Annotated in this window: 24 protein-coding genes; 1 reads left to right on the top strand and 23 read right to left on the bottom strand. The window is 69.1% G+C overall.

Annotated features, from left to right (window positions below):
- Positions 1-7: 7 nt before the first annotated feature.
- The 6 genes from ACTWPP_RS36000 to ACTWPP_RS36025 form a co-directional block, all read right to left on the bottom strand.
- Positions 8-1,216 carry a hypothetical protein gene (locus ACTWPP_RS36000; RefSeq protein WP_443108889.1) on the bottom strand — a complete coding sequence of 403 codons (1,209 nt, stop codon included), beginning with the start codon at positions 1,214-1,216 and terminating at the stop codon, positions 8-10.
- The gene (locus ACTWPP_RS36005; protein WP_443108890.1) at positions 1,213-2,064 is read right to left on the bottom strand and encodes a phosphate/phosphite/phosphonate ABC transporter substrate-binding protein; all 852 of its coding nucleotides are present in this window, start codon (positions 2,062-2,064) and stop codon (positions 1,213-1,215) included. Before ACTWPP_RS36005 ends, ACTWPP_RS36000 begins: the two co-directional genes overlap by 4 nt.
- Positions 2,064-3,236 carry an acyl-CoA dehydrogenase family protein gene (locus ACTWPP_RS36010; RefSeq protein ID WP_443108891.1) on the bottom strand — a complete coding sequence of 391 codons (1,173 nt, stop codon included), beginning with the start codon at positions 3,234-3,236 and terminating at the stop codon, positions 2,064-2,066. Before ACTWPP_RS36010 ends, ACTWPP_RS36005 begins: the two co-directional genes overlap by 1 nt.
- A gap of 195 nt (positions 3,237-3,431) precedes the next feature.
- On the bottom strand, positions 3,432-3,899 hold the full coding sequence (locus ACTWPP_RS36015; protein WP_443108892.1) for a MaoC/PaaZ C-terminal domain-containing protein: 468 nt from the start codon (positions 3,897-3,899) through the stop codon (positions 3,432-3,434).
- Between the two features lie 40 nt (positions 3,900-3,939).
- The gene (locus tag ACTWPP_RS36020) at positions 3,940-4,713 is read right to left on the bottom strand and encodes an SDR family oxidoreductase (protein ID WP_443108893.1); all 774 of its coding nucleotides are present in this window, start codon (positions 4,711-4,713) and stop codon (positions 3,940-3,942) included.
- A gap of 64 nt (positions 4,714-4,777) precedes the next feature.
- Positions 4,778-5,464 (bottom strand): LmbU family transcriptional regulator, encoded by a 687-nt coding sequence (locus ACTWPP_RS36025; RefSeq protein ID WP_443108894.1) that lies wholly within the window; start codon positions 5,462-5,464, stop codon positions 4,778-4,780.
- A 310-nt stretch (positions 5,465-5,774) separates the two neighbouring features.
- Here ACTWPP_RS36025 and ACTWPP_RS36030 point away from each other — a divergent pair, with 310 nt between their 5' ends.
- Complete coding sequence (locus ACTWPP_RS36030) at positions 5,775-6,671, top strand: amidohydrolase family protein (RefSeq protein WP_443108895.1); 897 nt, start codon at positions 5,775-5,777, stop codon at positions 6,669-6,671.
- An 83-nt stretch (positions 6,672-6,754) separates the two neighbouring features.
- Here the strand turns inward: ACTWPP_RS36030 and ACTWPP_RS36035 are convergent, their stop codons facing one another.
- The 17 genes from ACTWPP_RS36035 to ACTWPP_RS36115 form a co-directional block, all read right to left on the bottom strand.
- On the bottom strand, positions 6,755-8,236 hold the full coding sequence (locus ACTWPP_RS36035; protein ID WP_443108896.1) for an APC family permease: 1,482 nt from the start codon (positions 8,234-8,236) through the stop codon (positions 6,755-6,757).
- A 9-nt stretch (positions 8,237-8,245) separates the two neighbouring features.
- Positions 8,246-9,580, bottom strand: a complete 1,335-nt coding sequence (locus tag ACTWPP_RS36040; protein ID WP_443108897.1) for a cytochrome P450 — start codon at positions 9,578-9,580, stop codon at positions 8,246-8,248.
- A 61-nt stretch (positions 9,581-9,641) separates the two neighbouring features.
- On the bottom strand, positions 9,642-10,472 hold the full coding sequence (locus ACTWPP_RS36045; RefSeq protein WP_443108898.1) for an enoyl-CoA hydratase/isomerase family protein: 831 nt from the start codon (positions 10,470-10,472) through the stop codon (positions 9,642-9,644).
- A complete protein-coding gene (locus ACTWPP_RS36050; RefSeq protein WP_443108899.1) occupies positions 10,472-11,230 on the bottom strand; it encodes an enoyl-CoA hydratase-related protein in 759 nt (252 codons plus the stop codon). The genes ACTWPP_RS36045 and ACTWPP_RS36050 overlap by 1 nt, the downstream gene beginning before the upstream one ends.
- Before the next feature lie 2 nt (positions 11,231-11,232).
- Positions 11,233-12,021: an SDR family NAD(P)-dependent oxidoreductase gene (locus ACTWPP_RS36055; protein ID WP_443108900.1), complete on the bottom strand. Its 789-nt coding sequence runs from the start codon at positions 12,019-12,021 to the stop codon at positions 11,233-11,235.
- 39 nt (positions 12,022-12,060) lie between these two features.
- Positions 12,061-13,269, bottom strand: a complete 1,209-nt coding sequence (locus ACTWPP_RS36060; RefSeq protein WP_443108901.1) for a hydroxymethylglutaryl-CoA synthase family protein — start codon at positions 13,267-13,269, stop codon at positions 12,061-12,063.
- Complete coding sequence (locus tag ACTWPP_RS36065) at positions 13,239-13,961, bottom strand: SDR family NAD(P)-dependent oxidoreductase (RefSeq protein WP_443108902.1); 723 nt, start codon at positions 13,959-13,961, stop codon at positions 13,239-13,241. The genes ACTWPP_RS36060 and ACTWPP_RS36065 overlap by 31 nt, the downstream gene beginning before the upstream one ends.
- 2 nt (positions 13,962-13,963) lie before the next feature.
- Positions 13,964-14,902, bottom strand: coding sequence for an ACP S-malonyltransferase (locus tag ACTWPP_RS36070; protein WP_443108903.1), 939 nt, complete (start codon positions 14,900-14,902; stop codon positions 13,964-13,966).
- The gene (locus ACTWPP_RS36075; protein ID WP_443108904.1) at positions 14,899-16,206 is read right to left on the bottom strand and encodes a beta-ketoacyl-[acyl-carrier-protein] synthase family protein; all 1,308 of its coding nucleotides are present in this window, start codon (positions 16,204-16,206) and stop codon (positions 14,899-14,901) included. The genes ACTWPP_RS36070 and ACTWPP_RS36075 overlap by 4 nt, the downstream gene beginning before the upstream one ends.
- Positions 16,207-16,218: 12 nt before the next feature.
- The gene (locus tag ACTWPP_RS36080) at positions 16,219-16,470 is read right to left on the bottom strand and encodes a phosphopantetheine-binding protein (RefSeq protein ID WP_443108905.1); all 252 of its coding nucleotides are present in this window, start codon (positions 16,468-16,470) and stop codon (positions 16,219-16,221) included.
- A gap of 317 nt (positions 16,471-16,787) precedes the next feature.
- Positions 16,788-18,377, bottom strand: coding sequence for an MFS transporter (locus tag ACTWPP_RS36085; protein ID WP_443108906.1), 1,590 nt, complete (start codon positions 18,375-18,377; stop codon positions 16,788-16,790).
- Entirely contained in the window at positions 18,374-19,942 is a 1,569-nt protein-coding gene (locus tag ACTWPP_RS36090) for a DHA2 family efflux MFS transporter permease subunit (RefSeq protein ID WP_443108907.1), read from the bottom strand. Before ACTWPP_RS36090 ends, ACTWPP_RS36085 begins: the two co-directional genes overlap by 4 nt.
- 50 nt (positions 19,943-19,992) lie before the next feature.
- Positions 19,993-20,607 (bottom strand): TetR/AcrR family transcriptional regulator, encoded by a 615-nt coding sequence (locus tag ACTWPP_RS36095; protein ID WP_443108908.1) that lies wholly within the window; start codon positions 20,605-20,607, stop codon positions 19,993-19,995.
- A gap of 381 nt (positions 20,608-20,988) precedes the next feature.
- Positions 20,989-21,993, bottom strand: a complete 1,005-nt coding sequence (locus ACTWPP_RS36100) for a beta-ketoacyl-ACP synthase III (RefSeq protein ID WP_443108909.1) — start codon at positions 21,991-21,993, stop codon at positions 20,989-20,991.
- Between the two features lie 350 nt (positions 21,994-22,343).
- A complete protein-coding gene (locus tag ACTWPP_RS36105) occupies positions 22,344-22,802 on the bottom strand; it encodes a hypothetical protein (RefSeq protein ID WP_443108910.1) in 459 nt (152 codons plus the stop codon).
- A 903-nt stretch (positions 22,803-23,705) separates the two neighbouring features.
- Positions 23,706-24,722 (bottom strand): hypothetical protein, encoded by a 1,017-nt coding sequence (locus ACTWPP_RS36110; RefSeq protein WP_443108911.1) that lies wholly within the window; start codon positions 24,720-24,722, stop codon positions 23,706-23,708.
- Positions 24,723-24,939: 217 nt separating this feature from the next.
- A complete protein-coding gene (locus ACTWPP_RS36115) occupies positions 24,940-25,776 on the bottom strand; it encodes an SDR family NAD(P)-dependent oxidoreductase (protein WP_443108912.1) in 837 nt (278 codons plus the stop codon).
- Positions 25,777-25,983 lie beyond the last annotated feature (207 nt).

Genomic DNA, 25,983 nt, shown 5'->3' on the forward strand with positions numbered 1-25,983 from the left:
GCGATGCCTACATGAAATTACGGGTGTGGAGTGCGGACAGTTCGGCGGCCTCGTCCGGGGGGAATCCGAGACGGATCAGCCGGCGCTGACGGCCCTCGTCCATGTCGGCGTGGAGCCGCTGGACGCGGCGGTAGCCGTCCGCGATGGCATGCGGTGTCCAGGCCCCGGCGGCGAGGACCACCAGCGAGTCGAACACGTCCCTGTTCAGCCCCGCGGTGTCGATCAGCGTGTCGTGGCGGCGTTCCACGGCGGACCGAAGCCGAGAGCGCAGGCTCGGGTCGAGCTCGGCCTGATGCTCCAGGTGGGCGACGCCGAACGCGACGTGCCGCGCCTCGTCCTGCCGGGCAAGCCGGGCGACCTGGCGGGTGACCGGATCGGGCGCATAGCGGTCCAGGAACGACAGCAGGCTGAGAAAGCTGCCCTCACCGAGCACGGACAGCAGGAACGACGCCAGCGAGAAGTCCGGCTCCGACAGCAGTGTCACGAGCGAGGAGCGGCCGCTGGCCGAGGACGTTCCCATCTCGCCGCGGCGGAGGAGGGCGCGCCGGGTGAAGACCTCGATGTGGCGCGCTTCGTCGGCGGCCTGGACCGCGAGGAGCTGCAAGACCTCGCGGAAGTGCGGGTGGACGCGGGCGAGCAACCGGGCCGGGATCACCAGGGCCGCCTGCTCGTTCTCCACGAGGTAGGTCATCACCTGGACCACGGCCTGCTCGACCTCGTCGGGTACGGAGAACTCGGCGTCCCACGCGACGGCCGACGCCGGGTCCCACTGGGCGGAGGCGGCGTTGGCATACAGCTTGGGAGCCAGGTCCGCCCAGACGATGTCGCGGTCGTCCAGGTCGGCGGCGAGGGCGGGACCGCCGGGCTCCACGAGCGCGCCGCGTGCCGCCGGCCCCCAGTGGGCGGCAGGCCGCTTGACGATTCCCGCCGGCGTGGGACCCCCGGCGTGTTCGGCGCCCGACCAGCGGTCGAGGTCGGCGCGCCCGCGGATCACCTGGCCGCGGACCGGCCCGGTGGTGTCCTCCCGGGCTTTCCAACGGTGGCCTGTCTGGCGGCACCAGGCCGTCAGATGGACGCCCAGGGCGGGATCCGAGCCGGTGACGGTGAGTTCCGCACCCGGCGGGAGCCCGGCGAGCGCACGGTTCAGCAGCAGATGGGCACCCTGCTCGAAGCCGAGAGCGCCGAGATCCACGACGGGCTGCGGGGGCTCGCTCATGGCGTGTACTCGCGTGCCGTGATCACGCCTCGGGCGTCGTAGAAGCCCACCTCGTCGACGGCGGTCTCCAGGGCGCCGTAGCCGGTGTCGCGCCCGGCCACCCATGCTTTGAGTCCCTCCATCTCCAGCAGCGGACGGACCTCGGGGTCGGTGAAGCTCATCGACAGCAGCAGAGTGGCGAACCGGTCCACGAGCTCGCCGGGTGCGGAGTCGACCACGGTCATGTTGCAGTGGTCGTACGGTGCGGTCTGCGCGAGCACCCGTGTACCGCCCGGAGGGAACACGCTCTCGCGCCCGAACAGGAGATGGTTCGCGTCGATCAGGCATGCCGCCGCGGCTTCCCCGGACGTCAGGGCGATGGCCGCGTCGCGCTCGCCGCCGATGTGGTCGCCGTGCAATCCCACACCGACGTCGAACCGGCGCACGGTCACGTTGTCACCGGGCACGACACCGTGGCCGCGGAGGTACGACAGCGGAATGAGGGTGGCCTGGGGGGAGTCGACCGCGCCCACTGCCAGCCGCTCGCCCTTGAGGTCGGTGACGGACATGTACGGCGACGAGTCGCGTACGACGACCAGCGACGTGAGATCGCGGTCGGTGTCTCGCATGAGGAGGGGCCGAACGGTCCGCCCTCGCTCCGCGGCCAGCCGACGGGTCCGGATCCAGGCGAGCGGGGAGTTCCAGGCCAGATGGATGCGGCCTTCGATCAGATCCTCGACCTGGCGTTCGTAGTTCGAGTACAGGACGAAATCGATGGGGAGTTCGCGCGCGGCGAGCCAGGTACGGAACCGCGACCAGATCGTCACGACCTTCGGGTCGTAGGCGACCGCCCCCAGCAGGAGTGACATCAGGAGACCTCCTCGTCGAGCAGCGGGCGGCCGATGCAGGCCCGCGCCACGAAGTCGTGCAGCGCTTCGGTGGTCGGGGCCATGACCCGGGCGGCGAGCGCGTCCCGGAACCGGCGTTCGACCCCGAGTTCCTTGCGGAACGCCGACCCGCCGCAGAGCCGCATCACACCGTCGGCCACTTCTGAGGCGGCCTCGGCGGCGACGGCTTTGACCTGCAGCACGCGCAATGCCGCGTCTTCCCGGTCGGTGTGGAGCGCGCTCAGCGTGTCGCGCAGGAACGACCGGGCCTCGTCGGTCCGGGTCCGGAGGCGGGCGAAGCTCGCCCGTGCCATCGGCTGATCGGCGAGGGTCTGACCGAGGTGCGTGAGCCGCGTTCGGGTCAGATGCTCTTGTGCCATCCCAGTCAGCGCTTCCATGACGCCGACGGAGAACGCTGCGTTCAGCACCAGGAAGCGAGGCAGCACCGTCTTCAGTGCGATGTCCAGGCCGGAGCCGTCGCCTCCGAGCATCGAGCCGACCGGGATCAGGACGTCGTCCGCCGTGACTGGGCTGGATGCGTTCCCGCGAAGGCCGAGGCCGTCGAACGGCCCCTGGACGGTCAGGCCGGCCGCTCCGCTCGGCACGGCCCAGAGGGTCATGGGGCCCGGCCCGCTCAGCGGGCGGCTCGACCAGACGTAGCTGTCCGCCTCGCCCGCGGCCGTGATCCAGCTCTTACGCGCGTGGAGCCGGACCATGTCACCGCCGGCGGCGGTCGCGGTGCCGACCGGCGCCCAGAAGTGGCTGCGCGAGCCCGCCTCCGAGAAGGCCAGCGTGGTCACGTGTTCGCCGCCCGCGATCGCCCGTCGGACGTCCTCGGGACCGTACGCCTCGATCACCGTCGTCGCGGCGTAATGCATGAGCACGACCATCGCGGTCGATCCGCACACGCCCGCGAGGCGCTCGACGACGTGAACGGCCGCCTCGAGTTCCGCCCCGGAGCCGCCCACGCCGGGTGCGCTCATCAGGCCGAGCAGGCCGGCCTTTCCGAGCGCCTCGACGCCCGCCCGCGGATAGGTTCCGCGCCGGTCCACCTCGGCGGCGTTCGGCGCGATGACGGTGTCGATGACCGAGGCGAGCGTGGCGGCGTGATCGTCGGCGCCGGTCACGGGCCCGGTGGCGGAAACAGAACTCACAGATACCTCCGTGTGGGGGTTCACGGCCACCCGGAGGCACGCGCTGCGACACTCGTCGATCAGCGGGACGTCATCGGCGTGGCCAGAAGCATTCCGCCCGACCGGACGGAACCGGATGCGGCTCAACGGAGTACGAACATGCCCGCGCTCCCTTTGCTCCAGTGGAAATGATTCGGGCCGTGGACGCGGCCGAGGTCACGCGGCGGTGCTCGTCCGCCGCCGGATCAGGAAGCGGTGCTCGCCTTCCTGCACGACCTCTTCGCGCTGGTTGTACATCTGAATGTGCATGGTGAGCTTTCCGCGCTCCGGATTCTTACTGCCTTCGAGGGCGGCGACGGTCACCTTGGTGCGGAGCGTGTCACCGAGGAGCATCGGCGCACGGAAACGCCAGTGCATGTCGAGAAGCGCGACGACGACGCCTTCCAGAAGGCCGATCCGGTCGTAGCCGCCGATCGCGAAGAGCATTCCCAGCGGACCGTGCGGTATGCGCTCGCCGAAGACGGACTGCTTGCCCACTTCGTCGTCGACGTGAAGCGGATTGAAATCACCTGACAGAGCCGAGAAGGCGGATATGTCCTGCTCGGTGATGGTCCGGCCGCTCGACCAGAAGGTCTGGCCCTGCCGCAGGTCGTCCCACAGAATTCCGCGATGCGGTTGCGTCATGACAATGACCCTTTTTACGGTGATCCGGTTCGTGCTCGGCTCACGGAAAGTCGAGCGCTTCCGGCAGTTCGGGGATCCGCGCGAACTCGTACGGTTCGGGTTTGCGGCCCGCCTGCAGGAGCCATGCGCGCCCGGTCTCCTCGGTGGACATCACGGTCTCGAACGCGTCCGCGACGTGTTCGACGTCCATGAGTTCGATGCCGGCTTCGTCGAGGAATGGGCGGTCATCGGCGATGAGGGGCGTGTCCACGAAATTCGGGCAGAGCGCGTTGATGGATATGCCGGCGGGTGCGAGTGCCGGCCCGAGGGAGCGGACGAGGCCGATCAGGGCGTGCTTGCTGATCGAGTAGATCGGGTCGTACGGCATTCCGATGAGCCCGCCGATGCTGGCGGTGACGACGAACTTCCCGCCGCCTTGCCGCCGGAGTTCCGGAAGCGCTGCGCAGACGCCGTAGAAGACACCGTCGAGATTGACGCCCATCGTCCTGCGGTATTGCTCGGGATCCAGCTCGGCTCCGCCGCACACCCCGGCATTCAGATGAACGACGTCGAGGCGGCCGAATCGCCGGACCGCGGCCGCGACGGCGGCCTCGTTGTCGGCGAGCACGGAGACGTCCGTGCGGTGGAATGCGCCTCCGATCCGCTCGGCCAATGCCGAACCCCGGTCCTCGTCCACATCCGCGACCACCACTTTGGTGCCCGAGCCGGAGAGCCGGCGCGCGACCGCGGCGCCGATGCCGCTGGAACCACCCGTCACGAGAGCGACCCGGTCGGTCTCCGCCGTGCTGTGATCGGTGCTGTCGGTGTCGAACATGGCCGGCCTCCCGGATCAGATGCAACAGGAACGTGACGAATCTCCGCCGATGCGGTCGCGCTGGCTATTTGGGCTGGACGACGATTTCGTTCTTTCCGCGCAGCAGGGCGTCGGCCACGCGGCTGAGCATGAGGATCATCCACTCGTCGAGGGGGCGGTCCATCTTCTTGGCGGCCTCCTGCCAGCGCTCCTCCTCACCCGACGGCACGTTCACCTGGATGACGACGCCCTCGGCCGGCCGGCCTTCACGGGAATTCGCCGACGTCTCCCGGTGAACCCGGAGGTACTGCCGAAGCAGGTTTCTGGACCAGCCGAACTTCTCGGCCCGGTCGAGCCACTCTTCCTGCTCGTCCTCGGGAAGTGAGGCCACCTCGGCATGATGCTGGAAGCTGAGCGTGCCGCGCCGCCGGGATTTGTCGATCTTGCGACTTATCCAGGCGTAGTTGCGGAGGGTCTGGTAGTCGAGAGTCGTCTCCTTGACCGCCTGTTTGTAGCGTTCCGGGTATCTGGTCTCCCCGTACACCAGCCAGTCTCCCAGCCACCAGGCGGACGCGTTTGCGAGCGTGGAGAGCTGCTCGCCTATCTTTTTCCAGCGGGAGAATGGTATCTGCGAGAGAAACCGAAGGCTGTTGCCTTGGGCCAGCGCATTGTCGTCGATCTTAAGGAGGCTGTCCTGACAGCTTCTCTTCGATGGTTGATCGACCTTGGAAGCGTTCTCTGTCGAGCGGGATATCACGCTTTCCAAACTCATCTTCGTTGGTCCCTCCCCAAGAGATCCATCGGGACACACGAGAGTCACTATCCCAACGGTTCGGCCGAGTGGTCAAGAGGTTGGATGGGGCGTTTCTGATCAGTTCGCTTTGGTGCTGATGGCTCGACGTAATGGTGCGGGGAGCGAAATTTGGCATGACGGTTCACCTGGCCGGACAGCAGATTCTCCCCGTGATCAACGGCCTAAGGAAAGGGTGTTCCCGCCCGTGTCGAAGTTAATCCTCCCTTGCTCCGGGGTTGTCCTGACCACATACTGCTCCTGTCGGATCCCAATGCCCGAAGGAGGCATAGTGGCGCAGCATCGTGTGTTCGACGGATGGGTCAATCTGAACACTCCCGAGTTCGCCGGAGTATTCACCGTGGATATCTACGATGAAGTCAGCTCCTTCTTCAGCAGGCCGGAGCAGATGCAGGCCGGCACCGCATTGCCCGAGATGATCAAGGAAATGCGGGCCGCCGGCATCGAACGCGCGGTCCTCACCGCGTACGGCGTGGAGTACCCGGACCTGCCGGACGTGCGCTGCGTCCAGGGGGAGGACGTCGTGAAGGTGGTCACGGAGCGGCCGGAGCTCTTCACGGCGTCGGCCGGTTTCAACTCCCCCCGCGCGATCGGCGGCCACGGCGGCGGGATAACCGCCGGCGTCCGCCGCCTCGCCACGCTGATCGACCAGGGACTTCGCGTGTTCCGCATCGTGCCGTTCAACTTCGACCGTCCGCCGACGGACGCGTGCTTCTACCCCTACTACTCGCTGTGCGAGCAGACCGGCACGATCGCCTCGGTCAATGTCGGAGTACCGGGACCGAAGGGCGCGGCGTGGACCCAGGACCCGCTCCATCTGGACCGGGTGCTGCGCGACTTCCCCGATCTCACGGTGATCGCGTCGCACACGGGTCATCCGTGGGAGGAGATGCTCATCCGCCTGATGATGAAGTACGAGAACCTCTACCTCATGACCACCGCGTACAGCGCCCGCTACCTCAAGCCGGAGCTGGTCTCCTTCATGAGGTCGCGCCGCGGAAGGACCAAGGTCATGTTCGCGAGCGGATGGCCGCTTCTCGGCTTCGGCCGCGCGGTCGGCGACGCCCTCCGGCTCGACCTTCCCGACGAGGCGATGGACGGATATCTCTACGCCAACCTGGACCGCGTCCTGCGGCCGGGCGAGCCGGCGGCCGGGGGAGGGATGTAGCGTTCCACGACGAGCGCGGCCGCACCGCGGTGGCGCCGGACCGCGGGCCGGTGCCACCGCGGACGCGTTTCCGGCGTTCCCGTTCATGATGCCTCTGACGTCCGCGGGACGGCGGCGCTCTCGGCCCGCCGGCGCGCACGGCGGCGGGTCAGCGCGGAGATCGGCACGATCGCGAACGTGATCGCGAGCCCGATGCCCATCACCTTCGCCCCCCACAGCGATCCGCCGACCACCAGGACCAGCAGGTTCAGGATGAACAGCGCCACCGCGAGGACGGCCGCCTGGCCGGGCAGCCGGAAGGCGCCCGGACGGCCGTCGGGGCTGCGCCGCAGCAGCAGGTAGGCGAGGGGCAGCAGGACGAACACCACCACGTACCCGACCGCCGCGGCGGCGACGATGTCGACCACGTCCGTACCGAAGATCGCCAGCAGTGCGACGATGATCAGGATGTCGAAGAACAGCGAGCCCACCGGGGCGCCGCGCTTGTTCGTCGTCGCGAAGACCCGGGGCAGGTGCCCGTCCATGGACATCTGGTAGATCGTTCGGGACGACCCGAGGATGAACACCTGGGCTCCGAGGGTGATCGCGCAGATCAGCATCAGTCCGATGACCGCCGGTCCCGCGGAGCCGAAGAGGGCCTCCGCCGCGGGGGTGAAGGCGGCCGGCCCCTCGGACGCCGTTCCGGGCGGGCCCGCGGTGCCGATCAGGGAGATCGGGACCCCCGTGAACGTGATGACGCAGATGATGCCGGAGATGCCGAGGGACCGCGGGATCCGCTTCGTGGCGTCGCGGATTTCTGCGACCACGGTGGAGGCCATCTCCGCCCCGTACGCCGCCCACGCGGCGACGAAGAGCCACTTCAGGAAGATGAGGCCCAGCTGCATCGGATCGTGGGCGGCCTCGTCCGGCACCTCGATGGGCCACACCCGGCCGAACTCGAAGGAGGACGGCCGGAACAGCGGTCCGATCATGAGGAGGGTGAGCGGGACGATGCTGAACACCGCGAGACCGACGTTCAGCGTCATCGTGATGCGCAGCCCCAGCGAGTTGACGGCGTACAAGCAGGTCCCGATGCACGCCGCGAGCAGCAGGATGTTGACGCCGGGCAGGAGATGCTCGTGAAGGTAGGTCGACACGAGGATCAGGTGCGTGGCGATGCCGGGGGTCCACGCGAACCAGTACCCCCAGCTCGACACCGCCCCCAGCGTGTGGGAGCCGTTGGGGGCCGCGCGGTAGCCGAACTGTGCCACTCCGCCCGCGCGGTACGGGAACCGCGAGGCGAGTTCGCCGATGAGCAGGCACTGGAGCGCGCCGACCACGGCGGCGACCGGCCACACGACCAGGGCCAGGTTCCCGATGTCGTTCCTCATCGGCCCGAAGGACACGACGATGAGGCTCGCCGCTCCGAGCCCGACCGCGACCGCGTACCGCCAGGAGACCGTCCGCGGAAGCGCGCTCGCCGCGGGGAAGGTCCGGGTGCCCGGTTCGGAACGGCTCAGCGTGTTCGCCGATGCGCCGGAGGACCGTCCGGGGCTTCTTAAGTGCTCAGCGCTCACTGGGATCACTCACTCCGTTCATCGGGGAGCGGGCTCGGCCACGACCCGCGCACCGTTCTTCGGCGCGCAGGTGACGTAGCGGATGACGCCCGGTTCGGGCTTCGGCGTCGTGGGGGCGACGGTCACCCTTTCGAGCACGGCGCCGAGGACGCGTTCCATCTCGATGGACGCCAGGTTCGCGCCGACGCAGCGGTGCGGGCCCCAGCCGTAGGGCAGATATCGGTGCGCCGGAGGCGACGCGTTGAGGAACCGGTCGGGCAGGAACCGGTCGGGATCCGGGTAGTTCTCGGGATCGTGATGGATGAGCGTGGTCCCCGGCGTCACGAAGGTCCCGGCGGGTATGCGGAACCCCTTCAGCGTGACGTCGTCCGTCACCATGGGAACGGGACCGACGAGCACCGGGGGATGCAGCCTCAGCGACTCCTTGACCACTGCCTTGGCGTAGGCGTCCTCGCCGCCGGCGCGTTCGGCGCGGACGCGCCGCTGAGCGGCGGGATCGCGGGCCAGTTCGTGGAACGTCCACGAAAGCGCCGTCGATGTGGTCTCCAGGCCGGCGATGAGCACCGTGACGACGTGATCACGGATCTCCTTCCTGCTGAGCCTGTCGCCGTTCCCGTCCGTCACCGTGGCGAGCCGCGAGAGAACGTCCGCGCGGCCGGCGGAATGCCGCGCCGCCCGCCGCTCGTCGATCATGCTGTAGACGAGCGCGTCGACCCGCGCGCGTGCCCGGACGAATCTGCCCCACGGGCTCCACGGTCCGAGGTCGCGGCGCAGCGCGGGCAGCGGGAGGACGAGCGTGCCGCTCTCCACCATGCGGGTGATCGCCCGCGCGAGTTCGGCGAGCCGCGGTGCGACGTCGTCGCCGAACGTCACACGCAGCATCACCTGAAGGGTCAGGTCCTGCATGTGCGGGCGCAGTGCGAACGGCCGTCCCCGGGGCCAGGAGCCGACTTCCCGCAGGGCGACCTCCTCGACCATGTCACCGGAGTCACGGGAGCGGTCACGGCCGAAGAAGGGGGACAGCAGCTGGCGGGATCGCGCGTGGGCCCCCTCGTCGAGGGTGAAGGACGAGTGCGGGCCCACGATCGGCATCAGCTCGACCATGTTGATCTCGGAGGCGTGATAGATCTTCGGGTCGCCGGAGATGATCGCGCGCGTCGTCTCCTCGTCGGTGAAGAAGACGACGGTCCCGAGCGTGGCGACTCGGAGGGTGAAGGTGTCGCCGTACCGTGCGCCGCAGCGGCGCAGCCAGCCCTCGGGCCGTGCCGCGTAGCGCAGGAGCTGGGCGACGGGCGGCAGCGCCGGGCCTGGCGGGAGACCGCCCTGCCGGGTGACCGGTCTCGTACTCCCCATCGGATTCTCCTCGGATTGCAGTGCGTCGATCTGTCGCGATCTCGGTCCCGGTATCCGGACGTCAGGGGGCCCCGCCGTTCCGCGCCCGGGGCGGTCCGCTGGACACGGCGGCCTGGTGCGCGGCGATGCGGCGCCGCACCGCGGGATCGCCGAGCGAGGACGCGAGCCCGCCCCGCGCGTACTCCAGTCCCAGGTCCGGCGGAAGCGCCGCCGTGGCGTAGAAGGCGGACTTCCCGAGGCTGACGGCCGGTGCGGGCTTCTCCGACACCGTGGAGATCAGCCGTTCCATTTCGGCGTCGAGCTCGGCCGCGGCCACCACTCGCGAGACCAGGCCGGATTCGTGCGCCGTGCCGGCATCGATCCACTCCGCGGTCAGCATCATGTCCATCGCCCTCTTCGGCGAGCAGTGCCGGGTGAGCAGGGCCGACACGATGAACGGCCAGAGCCCCACGTCCACCTCGGGCAGCCCGAACACCGCCGTGTCGGAGCAGACGACCAGGTCGGCGGCGAGTACGAGCCCGACGCCTCCGGCGAGGCACAGGCCGTCGACGCGGGCCACGACGGGCAGGGGGCACCGCCGCATCGCGTCGATCAGCGCCGGTAGCGCGCTCGCCAGCCGCTCCGCGTCGTCGTGGGCGGCGAGCGCGCCCATCTCGCTCAGATCGGCGCCCGCGGAGAACACGCGCCGGCTGGAACTCTCCAGGACGACGACCCGGACCCCCTCGTCCACCAGGCGGGCCGCCGAGCCGAGCGCCGCCTGCAACGCGTGGAGCACCTCTGTGGACAACCGGTTGCGGTTCTTCTCGTCGTCGAGGACGAGATGCACGGAGGCGCCGCGACGATCCAGCCGGACGGGACCGTTCTCCCCCGGATGAGGCGCGTACCCGGCCATCAGCGGTCATCGCCCGGGTGCCGCTCGGCGATGCGCCGGCGGGTCGCCGGCCGCGTGAGCACCTCGCGGTGCATCGCGCTCTCCCGCCGCAGGGCGTCGTGGAGCCGGCTCCCGCGCTCGGCCGCGAGGTGCCGCTTGAAAAGGACCACCGCGTCGCGCGGGAGGTCCGCTATGTCACGGGCCAGGCGCAGCGCGGCCGGGCGGACATCGGCACGTGGCATGATCCCGTGCCCGATGGGCGCCCCGGCGGCACGGATGTCCCGGCCCTTGATCAGCCGCCCGGTCAGCAGCACCTCGCGTCCGAGGGGGGCGCCGAACGCCTCCTCGGCCAGCACGGTCGATCCCATCCCCGGCGTGAAACCGAGGTCGAGGAAGTTCGCGCCGTACAGCGACTCCTCGGCCAGGACGGCCATGTCGCACCACAGCCCGAGCATCAGGCCGCCGCCGACGGCGTGGCCGGACATGACGGCGATCGTCGGCACCGGGACGTCGAGGAGCAGCCGCCCGGCCTCCGACATCAGCCGTTCGATGCGCGCGTCGGAATCGTCCGCGAGCAGCACGCCGGCCGGGGCACCCGCGCTGAACCGCCGGGCGCCTCCCTCGACCAGCACCGCGTGAAGCCGCTCGTCCTCGGCGACCTCGCGGACGGCGGCCCGGAGCGACTCCAGCGCGGTCTCCTCGAAGTAGGGCCGTTCGTCCGTCGCCACCCGGATCGAGCCGATGCCGGGGGCGACCTCGCTGAACCATGCAGCCGTCATGATCATCCCGGGAAGTTCGCGTCGACGATTCCGCCGGAGGCGTACACGGTCGCGCCGTTCATGGCGCGGCCGGCGCGCCCGGCCAGGAGCAGCACCGCCGAGGCGACCTCCTCCGTGCCGCCCGCCCGTGCCAGCGGGTTGCTGAGCACGGACTTCCGGAAATGCGCGGGCATGTGCCGGGACAGTTCCGTCTCGACGAGCCCCGACACCACGAGGTTCGCCCTGATGCCCGACGGTCCGTACTGCTCGGCGATCGCGTGCGTCAGTCCCCGCAGGCCGCCCTTGCTCGTCGAGTAGGCGGTCTGGGACGGCGCGCCGCGGTCGAAGATGGACCCGATGTTGACGATCACGCCCGGGGTGTCGTGGCGGAGGAACTCGCGCAGGACCCGCTGGGACATCAGGAACGGTCCAGTCAGGTTGATGCCGAGAACGGTCCCGAACTCGGCGACGGGCATCTGCAGCAGCAGCGCGTCCTTGTCGATGGCCGCGTTGTTCAGCAGGACGTCGATCGTGCCCCAGACGCCGAGCGTCGCGTCGACGAAGGCGTCGACGTCACCGCGATGGGAGACGTCGGCGGCCATCGCGAACACGCGTCCGGTGCCGCCGATCCGCTCCGCCTCGGCGTGCACGTCCTGCGCCGCCTCGCCCATCGATCTCGCGCAGAAGGCGACCCGCGCGCCCCGCTCGACGGCGGCCAGCACGATGGACCGGCCGATTCCCCGGCTCCCGCCGGTCACGACGACGACCTTGCCGTCGAGGTCCCGCCGCCCGCCGGACGTCTCGCCGTTCACGCCGGCCCCTGGTCGCGCGAACCGCCGCACGTCATCCGGTCAGCTCCACTGGTAGGTGCGGTAGTAGCCCTTGACACCGGCCAGGATGAGCGAATCGCGACCCGCATAACTCTCCTCGAAGTGGTTGCCGACGGCTCCGGTGTCCGGTTCGTAGTCCTCCGCGGTGAGGCTCTGCTCGATGTCGTGGACGAGGCGTTCGTACGTCCCGACGTCCACCGCGCGCCGGGCGGCCAGGGCGGAGGAGATGCCGTGCCGGGCGAGCCGTGCCCCGGCGCCCGCCCGCAGGACGCCGCTGAAGAAGGCCGCGCTCGATCCGGAGCCATAGGAGTACAGGCCGATCCGCCGCCCGGCGCCCGCGTCCGGCACCCCGTCGATCAGACCGGCCAACGCGACGAAGAGGCACCCCGAGAAGGTGTTGCCGATCTTCTGGCAGTACCGCAGCGAGGGTGCGACCTTGCGCTCGAACTGCTCGGCGGAGGGCAGATCGGCGGCGCTCTCTTCGGCGAACAGCTGATGGGCCTGCTGGACGAGGGGTGCCAGCGGCGTGTGGCAGGCGAGGTGGTCGAGGTCGTCGTAGGCCGCCGCGCCGTCCTGCCTCCGGTAGTCGGACCACGCGCTCTCCGCGAGGTCGAGGTAGGCCGACAGCGACAGTTCCGCGTCGACGATGGTGTGCGTGTGCGTCGGCCGGGCGACGTCGTACACCTCCTGGCTCGCGTACCCCTTCGCCGCGTCCAGGGCGAGGATCCGCGGCTCCGCGGAGACCACCAGGGCGGTGGCGCCCATGCCCTCGGCGGCCTCCGCCGCGTGCCCGAAGAGCCGGCGCGACAGGTCGGTCGCGACCACCAGCGCCTTGCCGCCGGGGTTCGCGTGGACCCAGTCGGCGGCGAGCAGCAGCGCCGCGGCACCCCCGAAGCAGGCGTGCTTGATCTCCGTGTGGACGCACCTTCCCGGCAGGCCGAGGAACTCGTGCACGTAGGAACTGAGCGGCTTGGAGTAGTCCAGGCCGGACTCGGACGCGACGAGAAGGAGGCCGAACCCCGCCGCGCCGTGGTCGTCGACGAGCGGCCTGGCCGCGTTGACCGCCAGGGTGACGGGGTCCTCGTAGGGCGGTACGAGCGAACGGCCGTCGAGCCGCCACTGGGCGAGCCGCTTGCGTGGTGTGCCTCGCGCGTCGGCGATGTCCGAGGCGCTGATCGTCAGCGTGCTGCCGTAGACGTTCAGGTCGTCAATGCCGATATCGACTCGCATCGTGCTCGCTCCTGGTCAGCGGTACGTGTGGCCCTGGTGTGGATCGTCACGTGCAGCTCGTCGCCGGTGACGATCGACGCGTCGCCCGAGGCGAGGAAGACCACCGTCTCGGCGGCGTCTTCGGGGGAGCCGCCTGATCCGGCGTCGCCACGCCAGGCGACGACGGTGCTGCACGCCACGCCGCGCCTTCCGTATTCCTTGGCGACGCAGCGGCTCATCGACAGCAGCGCCGTCCGTGTGACGGTCGCGACCCCTCCGGGGCCCTCGTGGTCCGTCATGTCGATCACGTTCACGATCCGGCCGCCGTCACCGCAGATGAATTCGCCGACGGCGCGCTGGATCAGCAGGAAGGAGGTGTGCAGCGAGGAGACGAGCGCCTCGTTCCACTCCTCTTCCGAGACGTGGACCAGCCGCCCGCCGCCGTCGCCCGGGTGGACGATGTTGGCCAGAACGCTCAGCGGCACCCGGTCGGCCGCCAGATCGAAGAGGGCGTCGACCACGAGTTCGTCCGCCAGGTCGGCGGCGATGGGCGATGCCCGGTGCTCGTCCGGCCCGTCGTCCACGGTCTGGCCCGGCCGGTGCGTGCAGGCGAAGACACCTCCGCCCGCGTCCCGCGCGGCCGCGATCACCGCCTGGGCGAGGGGCCGGCCGGCGCCCGTCACGATGAGTCCCTGGCCTTCGAGGACGCCCATGGCTAGTGACCTCCCGCGAAGCGGGCGTCGCGTTGCCGCGCGTACCGGTCGAAGGTGACCGCGCTGACTCCGGGAGCCGCCTTGCCGACCATCTTGATCAGGCTCCGGCCCGGGCCGCACTGCACGACCTCGCCGACGCCGGACGCGGCGATCCGCTGCATGCTCTCGCGGAAGCGGACGCGGGCCACGATGTGCTCGGCGAGCAGCGACCGGATGTCGTCCTCGGCCGTCAGCGGGCGCGCCGTCACGTTGTCGATCACGGCGATCCGGGGCGTGCGGAAGGTGACCTGGCGCAGCGCCGTGGCGAACGCGTCCTTGACGCCCGTCAGCAGGTCGCAGTGGAAGGGGACGCTCACCGGAAGCTCGACGCTGATCGCGCCCTTGTCCTTGCACGCGGCCACGGCCGCCGAGACCGCGTCCGCCGCGCCCGAGACCACAGTGCGTCCCGGGGCGTTGTCGCATGCGACGCCCACGACACCGGCGGGACGTCCATCGCGACAGGCGTCGAGCACATCGGACAGCTCCAGCCCGCTGATGGCGACCATCGCGCCCTCACCGTCCGGAACGGCCGACTGCATCAGCTCGCCGCGGTGGGCGGCGAGCCGCACCGCGTCACGGAAGTCCAGGGCGCCGGCGACGACGAGGGCCGCGTACTGCCCGATGCTGTGACCTGCGAGTGCGCTCGGCCGCACTCCCATGTCCAGAAGGTGCCGTGCGTGCGCGACCTCGATGGTCACCAGGGCCGGCTGCGCGACCGCCGTCCGGCGCAGCTCGTCCGGCGACCCCTGGAAGATGATCTTCGACAGCGGGAAACCCAGCGCGGCGTCGGCCTCCTCGACGACGTCACCGCAGACCGGGCAATCGCGGCCGAGCGCGCGGGGGACGCTCTCGGCGTCGCCTCCCTGGCCCTCGAACACCAGGGCCGGCTCGCCCGCGCTCACGACACCGCTCCGAAGGCCACGCACGAGTTCATGCCACCGAATCCGAACGAGTTGGAAAGCGCGATGCTCGCCTTGTGCTCGCGCGCCGCGTTCGGCACGAAATCAAGATCCAGCGACTCGTCCTGCTTTTCCTGGTTGATCGTCGGATGTACGACGCCATGGCGCAGTTGCAGCACCGTGGCGACGGCCTCGACGACACCGGAGGCGCTCAGGCAGTGGCCGGTCATCGACTTCGTGGAATTCACCGGTATTTCGGATGCCCTGCTGCCGAGGACGGCCTTGATCGCCGCCACCTCCGTCGCGTCGCCCAGGGGCGTCGACGTGGCGTGGGCATTGATGTAGTCAACGCTTTCCGGGGCGATCCGTGCCGTGGTGAGCGTGTCGCGCATGGCACGTTCCTGGCCGGACTGGTCCGGCTTGGTCAGCCGGTGCGCGTTCGAGGTGCACGCACCGCCCAGCAGCGTGGCGACGGGCGACGCGGCCCGGTCGCGGACGCTGCCGGCCGACTCCAGCACGAGGGCGGCACCGCCCTCGCTGGGCACGAAGCCGGCGCGGAGCGCGTCGAAGGGGCGGGAGGCCCGTTCCGGCTCATCGTCGAACGTTCCAGTGCACAGCGCGTCGATCATGACGAGTCCCTGGAGCACCAGGGAGTCCTGCGCGACGGGCGCGCCGGTGACCAGCACCACGTCCGCCATTCCGGAACGGATCAGGCCGAGCGCCGTGATGATCGCGATGTTGCCGCTCGCGCAGGCGCCACCGACCATGAAACTCGGACCCTTGATTCCGAGGAGCTCACAGGTGACGCCGACGACGTCGGTGTCGAGATGGTGCACGCCGAACAACGGCTCGATGTACTCGGGGTCCTCTTCGAACGTCTTGAGGTTCTCCGAGATGTACGCGTGGCCGAGGTTGTGGCCGGCGCAGACGTGAGCGCATCTTTCCGCTGGAACGTCCGACTCGCCGATTCCGGCGTCGACCCATGCCTGCATCCCCGCGGCGGCCGTCAGGACCCCGGACAGCGGGGTCGAGCGAAGGAGCTTCCTCGCCTTCCGGGTGAGGTCCGGCGGATAGTCAGAACAGACGTCCGCAAGGTACTCCGAAAGGTCGAAATCGCTGAGGTCGCCACCGATTTTGGAATCGATTCTCGGATCCTTGTCCAGCCATCGGCGGATCGCGGATCGCCCGTTCACGAGACCGTTCCACAGGGAAGCGGTATCATACCCCAGGCCGGTTATCGCGCCACATCCGGTGATGGCCGCCCCGGTTCCCGTCGTCGCGGACAGTTGCTCTGCGCCGGATGGCATCCCGCCCTCCAATCAGTTCTTTTGGGCGGCTTTCTCGAAGAGCGTGACGAGTTCGCCGATGCTGTCGATCTTCGAGATCTCGGTGCGCGGGACCTTGACGTTCAGCTGCTTCATGGTGCGCGAGGCGACCTCGATGAGTTCGAGGGAGTCGGTGCCGTACTCCGCGAGGCTCACGTCCTCGGATATCTCCTGTCCGCGCGTGTCCTCCGAGATCAGGTGCAGGTTTTCCTGCAGCGCCACGAATATTTCGTCCCTGCTGAGCATCAGGCTGCCTCCCCTTCCTTTAACGCTCATTCATTGATCATTCCTTGTGCAGGCTAACACGGGCTCTCGAGGCCAGTCACTGGCGTGGGGCGTCCACCGGGGTCCCCGCTGAATTGGGCCTGACGGAGAGGTGGCGCCGACCCGCAGAAGGCCATTCAGGCTTGCGATGTCGTGCTGAGGCACACGAAAGAAATGGGCGCTGCCGGCGATGTGGGCAGCGGGCGCGCCCCTGGCCTTTCAGGCACGCGGACCGGAACGGGGACGGGCAGCGTCAATTCGCCACGGGCCCGGCCGCGGTTCGCTGGCGACGGTGTCCGTCAGCCGTTCGCCGTCGCGTCCGATCCGCGCCGGCCCGTGCGTTCGGTTCTCGCGGGGGAGAGGAACAGCGCGGCGATGGCGCCCAGTACGGCGATCGCGGCGCAGCTGAGCAGTGCGGTGCCGACGGCGTCGGTGAACGTGGTTTCGACCAGGTCGCGCAGGTGGTCGGTGTTCGGTCCGGTGATGTCCGCGGCGGGATCGCCGCTGACCCCGCCGCTGGTCAGGTCGGCCGGCGGTTCGCCCGTTGAGGGAAGGCCGGTCCCGGTGAGGGCTTGGCGGGCCTCGGTGACGAACCGGTTCTGCCAGATTCCGGAGACCACGGCTACGCCTGCGGTGATTCCCAGCAAATAAGCGACATAGGAGATGTTGCGGCCGGTGACCGTCTGCGTGGCGGGGACGTCGTCGAGAGCGGTGGCGGCGGTGGGGTCCTCCTGGAGGCCGAATCCCGCGCCGGCGATGGCCAGCGGGGCGAGGAAGAACAGCCAGCCGGAACTCGGCGAGGAGTGGGTGACCCAGTAGGTGCCCGCCGCGATCAGCAGGAAGCCGGGGATGACCAGCAGCCGGACGTCGACCCTGCCGGTGAGCGATTCGGAGACGGGCGCGACGATGACCGCGCCGACGATGATCGACATCAGCAGGGCCCCGGCCGCGAGCGCCGAGTAGCCGTGCTGGACCTGCAGGACGTGCGACAGGGCGAAGAACAGCCCGAGGCTCGCGAACTCGCCGACCCCGCGGGCGAGGTTGCCGACGGTGAACCGCCGTGACTTCAGCAGGTTGCGGGGCACGAACGGGTCGCCGGTGCGTCGCTCGTTGAGGACGAACAGGGCCAGGAGCGCGATCCCGGCGGCGGCGAAGCCGGCGATGAGCGGGGAGTCCCACCCGAAGCGGGTGCCCTCGATGACGGTGAAGGCCAGGGCGAACACGGCGAGACCGCCCAGAAGGGCGCCGGTGACGTTGAGGGAGCGTGGCGGGCGGTCTCCCCGTGTCGCCGGGACCAGCCTGCCGCCCGCGATGAGGACGGCCGCGCCGGTGAGCACGTTCAGGTAGAACATGAACTCCCACGACAGGCCCCAGGTGATGAGCCCGCTGACGACAGGTGCGCTGAGCGCGGCGACGGCGAACGCCGCCCGGTGCGCGGTGGCCGCGCGTTCTCTGGCCCGTCCCGCGAAGGCCGTCTTCGTCAGGGCGAAGGCGGCCGGTTCGGCCATCGCCGCGCCCAGCCCCTCGACCGCGCGGGCGGCCACCAGGAACTCCATCGACGGCGCGAGGGCGCACGCCAGAGACGCCGCGGTGAAGATCGCCATGCCGGGCAGGAACAGCCGGCGGTGTCCCTGCCGGTCGGCGAGCCTGGCCGCGGGGAGCAGGAACACGGCGAACGTCAGGACGAACGCGCCGTACGCCCACGTCGCCGTGTCGAGCGCGCCGCCGAGGTCCTCCAGCATCGCGGGCAGCGGGATGACCATGCCGGCGGTGTCGAACACCACGATGAACGTGCCCAGCAGGAGGACGGCGAGGAGCCCGTTCTCCGATCGCGGCGCCGGCCCCGTCTCGTGGTCGCCCGTGCGGCCGTTGCCGTCCTTCGCCGTCATACCGAGGGCTCCTCTCCGGCCGTGTCCTTGTCGCCCCCGCCTCGAGGGACGAAGAAGAGACCGATGACACCACCCACGACCGCCATGGCGGCGCAACTGAGAATGGCGGCGTTGGCCGCATGAGCGAGTGCCGTCTCAATGGCTTGTTGAAGCTGCTTGGATACCTGGCCCTCGCCAGTGCCCCCTTCCCCGGTCAGAAGGGACGAGGCGACGTCGTCCACCGCCCCGGCCGGCAGTGCCGCACTCGCCGGCGCGTCCTCCAGTTCGGTGATGAACCGGCTCTGCAGAACACTGGACGTCACCGCGATGCCCAGTTCGAACCCGAGCAGGACGGCTCCGTACGACACCGCGGACGCCACGCCGGCCTTCTCGGTCGGGATCTCCTTGAGCGAGCCGCTCGTCGTCGGCCCGTACAGGGCGCCGAGGGCGATGCCCGCGGCGAAGAGCGGTGCGATGAGCGCCGTCCATTCGGAGCCGGGCGCCAGTTGCGCAAGCCAGAACAGTGCGGCCGCGGAGGCGAACATGCCGGGAACGACGGGCCATCTGAGGTCGACACGGTCGGACAGGGCGCCGGCGAGCGGGGACGCGATGACCGCACCGATGATGAACGGAAGCAGCGTCAGCCCGGTCCGCAGAGGCGTGAAGCCGAGTCCGGCCTGCAGGAAGAGCACGAGCGGGAAGAAGATCGCCAGGCTGATGAACTCGACGGCACCCCGCAGGACATTGCCCACGGCGAACAGCCGGTACCGGAACAGGGACAGGTCCAGGAGCGGGTTCGCGACCCGGCCTTCCACGAGGACGAAGAGGACGAGGAGCACGGCGGCGGCGGCGAACGCCGTGACGATCGCAGGCGAGCCCCAGCCGTACTCCGAGCCCTGGACGATCCCGAACACGAGCGCGAACAGGCCGGCCCCGCTGAGCAGCACGCCCCCCAGATCGAGCCGCCGGTCGGCGTTCTCGTCGCGCGACTCGGAGATCAGCACGTACGCGGCGACGATCGCGATCACACCGATCGGCAGGTTGATGAAGAAGATGTACCGCCACGAGAAGGCGGTCGCGAGGAGGCCGCCGAGGATCGGGCCGCCGGCGCCGGCCAGACCGGCGGCGAGGCCCTCCACGCCGAACGCCAGGCCGAGCCTGTCGGCGGGGAACGTGGCCTTGATCAGGGCGATGATGGCCGGTTCGATGATCGCGGCGCCGACGCCCTGCACGACCCTGGCGCCGACAAGGAACTCCATGGACGGGGCGAGGCCGGCCGCCAGGGAGGCGATGGTGAACACGATCAGCCCCGCCACGAACATCCGGCGCCTGCCGTAGACGTCGGTGAGCTTGCCGAACATCAGCAGGAACGCGGCGAAGGCCAGCGCGAAACCGGCGGGGATCCACGTCGCCAGCGTGAGCGTGCCGCCGAGGTCCGACATGATCGCCGGCAGTGCGATGAGAACGACCGTGGCGTCCAGGACCACCACGAACATGCACAGGGTCAGGAGAACCAGGGTCGCCCACTGCGCGCCCGTCAGCGGAGTCGTCCGCCGCTCCTTCTGTGCTGCGTCGCCATCGCTCATACGAAGCCTTTCCGACGGGCGCCGTCTCCGGAGGCGTGGACGGGCTCGGTCTACGTGTGGACCAGCGCGAGCAGCGTCTCGGCCGCGCCGGCGATCGGCAGTTGGGGATCGAGGAGCGCGTGCAGGATCAGCCCGTCACCGGCGGCGATCAGCAGCGTCGCCAGATCCGTCGCGTTCGGGCCGCGCTCGACCACGCCGCGGCCCTGCTCAGCGCGCACCAGGTTCGAGACCATCTCCCGGTAGGCCCGCAGCAGCTCCGTGATCCGGCCCCGCAGCTCCGGATTCCGGCCGCACTCTCTCATCGCCTCCACGAGCACCCCGGAGCTGACGGGATCGATGGCCTCCGGCGCCGGTGGACTGGAGATCGAGGACTGGAACAGCGGGATCAGTTCGGTCAGCGTGGTGATCTTCTCGAGTTCGGCCAGCGGGAACATGCCCTCCACCGTGGACATCGCCGCCTCGGTCAGCAGCTCCTGTTTGCCGTGGAAGTGGTAGCTGACCGCGCCGTGGGGAAGCCCGGCCCGCTCGGCGACGGCCCGCGTGGTCACGCGTCCCCAGCCGACTTCCGAAATGAGCTGCGCCGCCGCATGCAGCAGCTGCTGCCGGGTGGCCAGCGACCGATGCCGCGTCCCTGGCTGACTGGACTGTCCAGATGTACTGGCCACACGACCAACTTTCGAAGTACGGGGATCGGCGGAAATGTGAGCGGGAGCGGGAGCGGGGGCGGGAGCGGGGGCGGGAGCGGGGGCGGGAGGCGGGCGGCGGACACCGATTCCGCTGACTGTCCAAATGTACTGTCCAGATGGACAAGATTTCTACCGTGAAACGGAGGCGATCTCCCCCGGCGTCAAGCCACCGCGTGCCGGCGGATCGCGGCGGCCCCGCACGGGGGACGGGCGCCATGGCCGTCGGCCGCGGGCATCGTCCCGGTGGGGTGCGCACCACCCGGCGCATCGTCCGGCACCATGCCGCGCACCTCCCTCACCGCGACCCCGGCCCGCGTCTGCCGCCGGGTCTCCTCGACGGGGCGGGCGGCGGGCCGCGGTCTAGGGGATCAACGCCACCTGCCCCGCGTAGGTGAGGCCGGCACCGAAGCCGACGAGCAGGGCGGGTTCACCGCTCTTGACCTCACCGCGTTCCAGCATCCCGTGCAAGGCCAGCGGGATGGACGCGGTGGAGGTGTTGCCGCGGTGCACGATGTCACGCGCGACCGGAACGGACTTCGGCAGCCGCAGCGCCCTGGCGACCGACTCGATGATTCTCAGGTTCGCCTGGTGTGGGACGAAGGCGCCCAGTTCGTGCGGAGCCACGCCCGCCGCGTCGAGGGCGCGGGCGGCGACCCTGGCGACCTCGGCCGTCGCCCAGCGGAAGACGGCGACGCCGTCCATGCGGACCATCGGCAAGATCACCTCGCCGCCGGCCAGCACGCCGGCTCTCAGCTCGGCGAACGTCGGCGACTGTGCGATCGCCTGCACCTTCGATCCGTCAGAACCCCAGACGACCGGGCCGATTCCCGGCTCGGCGGAGCGTCCGACGACCGCCGCTCCGGCGCCGTCACCGAACAGGAACGCCATCGAACGGTCATCGGGATCGACCATGTCGGTGGGTCTCTCGGAGCCGATGACCAGCGCACAGGCCGAACTTCCGGTGCGCACCGCGTCGGAGGCCACCGAGAGGGCGTAGCAGAAGCCGGCGCACCCGGCCGTGACGTCCATGGCGCCGGGTGCGCAGATGCCGATCCGGTGCGCGACCTCTGCCGCGGCGCCCGGCGTCTGGTAGGGGAGCGAGCTGGTGGCGACCACCACGAAGTCGATGTCGCCGGGGCCGAGCCCGGCCGCGCACATCGCGTTGTGGCCCGCGCGGTGCGCCATGTCGACCACCGACTCCTCCGGGCCCGCGACCCGGCGGGTCGCGATGCCGCTGCGTGTGCGGATCCACTCGTCGTCGGAGTCGATCCGCTCGCAGATCTCGTCGTTCGTGACGATGCGAGAAGGGCTGTACTCGCCCAACGCGAGTATCCGGCTTCCGAATGCGCCTGCGGACAGTCTCATGAACCCAAAATCCTCCGGATCCGGCCGGCATCAGAGGCGCGGGAGGCCTGCCTCGGCGCGCTGCGGGTCACCGATCGTTTCAAGGGGTCGCGTCCAAGAAATGACCGCCGACCACGAAAGGTCAAGACGAACGGTGACCAGCGTGGCCGGCGGCCATTTCCTGGGATCGATCAGTGGCTCCCGAGAACCGGGATGAGCACCATCGCGCCTTCCAGCGCCAGATTGATGGAGCCACCGCCGAGATGACGAGGCCAGTTGATCAGGAACGTTGTTTCGTAGGCGACGTTGACGCTGCGTCCCTCGCGAAGACCCAGCAGGCTGTCCTCCAGACTGGAGGTTATGCGGCCGTCTCAACCACCGGCGGCGCCGGCCCATATCGAGCCGGGCAGGAAGTCGAGTGTGCCCAGTGCCCGCCAGCCCGAGAGGTCGGGCTCGACGATGCACTCGTCCGTCGCCGTCGCACGGACCGGCCCCAGAAGGCTCAGGTCGTGCTTTCCGCTCGTGACGAGTTCGTGGATACCGGGGAAGATCATGTGGCCCGAGTACCGCACCCGGAGGTAGCAGTTCTCGTAGTCGATGACGCCCAGGTTGGTCATGGAATCGGACTCGGGGTCCATCGAGATGCTGATGGGCCCGGAGTCGATCGTTTCGGTACGGCTGACCGGGAACGGAAGGCCTTCCCGGCAGAAGCCGTACAGGCCGGCCACCCGGAAGACCGTCTTCTCGGTCGGTTCGCTCCTTGTGCGACGGCGTTCATCGATCTCCTGGGGGGAGATCGCGAGTTCGCCGTGCTCCGCATTCGTGGTCATACTCGGCGCAACCCCTCACTCTCGCTCTGGGTCACTCGCTGATACCTTGCTCTGCCGGCGGGACAAGTCGGCGTCCACGCCCATGCGTCCTCCAATCAGGCGACTCCGGGGTTCGATCTGGCTGGTGCTGAGGCGGGTGTGGCGGTGATCGCGGCTATTGCCCCGACCGGGTCTCCGCGTGGCCCTTGTCACCCTCGCTCTGCGACTGACATCCGCAGGCGTGGCGACCTTGCGCGTCCTCGTCCGCGTTCAGCGGTCGCGGATTGGCCCCGATCTGCAGGAGCGGGTCATCCTTCTTCCTCGAACGTTTACTGAAGAAGGCCTTCACGTCTGCGGAAACGCAGTCGACTGCACAGCGGGCGAGCTCTCTGATCCGCATCGTTCTCTTCTCTCCTGGACCGTCGGGATCGGCGTTCTTCTCGAGCTGTGCTCCCTCGTCCTCGTGCCCCGCCCACTCATCGGCCCTTTCACGGCAACCGGGGCAGTACCTCTTGCACGCATTGGTGCAGTTCGGCGTGCACACGCGGCGCCAAAGCCATTCCATACTCGCCATACGTCAACTCTCCCGCACGCGGTCGGGCCGATATCTTTCGCCGGAGGGCCGGCCGCCACTGATCAGAATTGGGCGGTGGCAACGAAGTCGCTCTGCCCTCCTTGTGAGCGTCACGGCCGCCGGTTGTTTCTGTCAAGAAGCGTGCACACGGCGATGATCGGCGGCGTCCGGGCTCTTCGTTGTCCCGCCGGCGGGACAACACGATCCCCTGACCAGTCGGTTCGCGAATCGAATCGGATTCGAAGACCGTTTAAACGGCGGAGGGGCGCTACTCCCGTCCGGGGTGCCCGGGGCGCAGTCAGGAGGACGAAGAGGGATCGGTTCAACGAACGGCGGTACGACGGACGGACTCATCGAACGGCGAGATTGAGCCGGGCGGGATGTACCCCGTGGAGATCGGCGACCTCGCTCAGTTCACGCGCAAGCTCGGTCGGAGGATTGCCCACCGAATGCTCGGTGATGCCCTCTTTCGCGAAGAGATACGTTTCGGCGAGACAGGCAATGGTGTTCCGCCCTTCGGCGAGCTGGAGCTCCATCGTATTGTGGTAATCCGGGATGAGGACCTGCCCGCCCTGAGCGACTTGAACGTCGTACTGCGAGAAGGCGGGAAACTCGGACGGGTCGATGTTCCGAGGGTGGGTGAGGTCGATGATGACCGCGCCGGGCTGGACGACCTCCGGGACGAGATGTGCCGTCGAGTCGCTCGTCAGGAGCAGAATGATCTGTGCCGCTTTGAGTTCGCTCTGCCCGCTGGTGACCCGGTGACCGTCGCAGAGGTCTCCGAGTTCTCGCCGGACGCGCCGCTCGGTCCTGCCGACGAGGATGAGGTCGAAGCCGTCCTCGGCCAGCAGCCGGGACGCCGCCGTGCCCACGGAACCGGTGCATCCGACGATGGCCACGGACGCCTGGGAGCCGAGTCCCAGGTACTCGGCGGCCTCGATCACGTTGTGGCGTGCAACGGCGGCGGTGTAGGCGTTTCCGTTGGTCAGCGTCACACCGCGCGGCAACGTGTCGAGCAGCGTGCGGCCCCCGCGCGTGGCGGGTGCGGTGAGCGCCCCCAGCCCGACCACCTTCGCACCCCGGTCGGCCGCGATCTGGACGCCTTCGGCGATCGCGTCGCGCGCCCGCAGGATCTGGTTCGGCATCCGCATCACGCAGATCATCTCGCCCCTGATCGGGGCGAACCCGAAAGTGATGCCTCCCACCACGGTCGGAGGAAGCGAGCACAGCTTTTCCTCGAACTCGTCCTCGCTTTCGCTGTGGTCGAAGATGAGCGAGCTGCCGCCAATGGAGTGAAGATCGCGACGGTCCCGCGGATGACCGAGGAATACGAACCAGGGAGCTTTGGCGCCCAGATAGGGAAGCATGCACTTCTCTTTCCGCTGTAGGTGGAGGTCGAACCGCACAGTCGCCGTGATCGTCCTGCGCTCGCCCCAGGCAATGATGATGGATAGCAATTGCCGACCACGTCAAGCCGGCGTCAGTCTGTAAACCATTTCTGGGGGATGTCGTTCAGCCTCCGGGCACGGTCGAAGCCGTGCTCCCGGACTCTTCCGGTGCGGGTCGGACCGCCGGTTTCACGGCCTACTTTTTGGGCAATCCGTAGGCACGACGCAGGATGCGGCTGAAGAGTCGTTGTGGCAGCAGTACCTTGATGTAGGGGAGCCAGTGCGCCTCGAAACCTGCTCCATAGCGCAGGCGTGGCGAGGGTGAATTGACAATCTTCAGGAGCAGTCGCGACAGTTGTTGCGGGTCATGCCCGCGCCCCGAGCTGGCCGTCAACGTCTTGATGGCGTTCTCCCGCGATGCGTCGTAGTCGCCGATGGCGCCATCGGCGATCAGCGCGGCCCCGAGAATGCCGGTCCTGAACAGGCCGGGTTCGACGAGGGAAACCCGTATCCCCAGTGGCCCCACCTCATAATGGAGCGCTTCGGTGTAACCCGCAAGGGAGCGTTTCGACGCCGAATAGACCGCCTGGCCCGGTTCGCCGATCCACGCGGCCAGTGAGCCGATGTTGACGATGCGGCCCTGTCGATTTCTCCGCATCTCCGGCAGCACCGCTTTGATCATGCGGACGGCGCCGAAGAAGTTCGTCTCGAAAACGGCATACGCTTCCTCCGCCGACGTTTCCTCGGCGAAGCCGACCTGCATGACGCCCGCATTGTTCAGCAGTACGTCGATACGACCGGCCCGCGTCAGAACCTCGTCCACGCAGCGCTGTACCGAATCATCGGAATGAACGTCCAGCTCCACCATTTCGACGCCGGCCACGGCAAGTTTCTCCACACCGGACGCATCGCGGTACATCGGCAGGTACGTTCCGAAGACCCGGAAGCCCTCGTCTGCGAAGAGCCGGGCGGTCGCCTCGCCTATTCCGGAAGACGCCCCCGTGATGAGGACCACCGTCTGCCCCGGTGCCATCCGCCGCCTCATGAGTTCTATACCGATCAAGTAGGAAAGTGGACGTCATTCAAGTGAACGATCGCCGCCGGTAGCGACCGGACGGTGCCGGTGACGATCGGATCGCGGCCTGCCGGTCCGCCGATCGGATGCCTCTAGGGCTGTATCCACGCCTTCAGCATGCTGGGAGGTCTGCCGACGCGGCAAGGTCCGCCTCCGCGTGCGGGA

Source organism: Actinomadura sp. 3N407 (genome assembly GCF_052245875.1).
Lineage (GTDB): Bacteria > Actinomycetota > Actinomycetes > Streptosporangiales > Streptosporangiaceae > Spirillospora.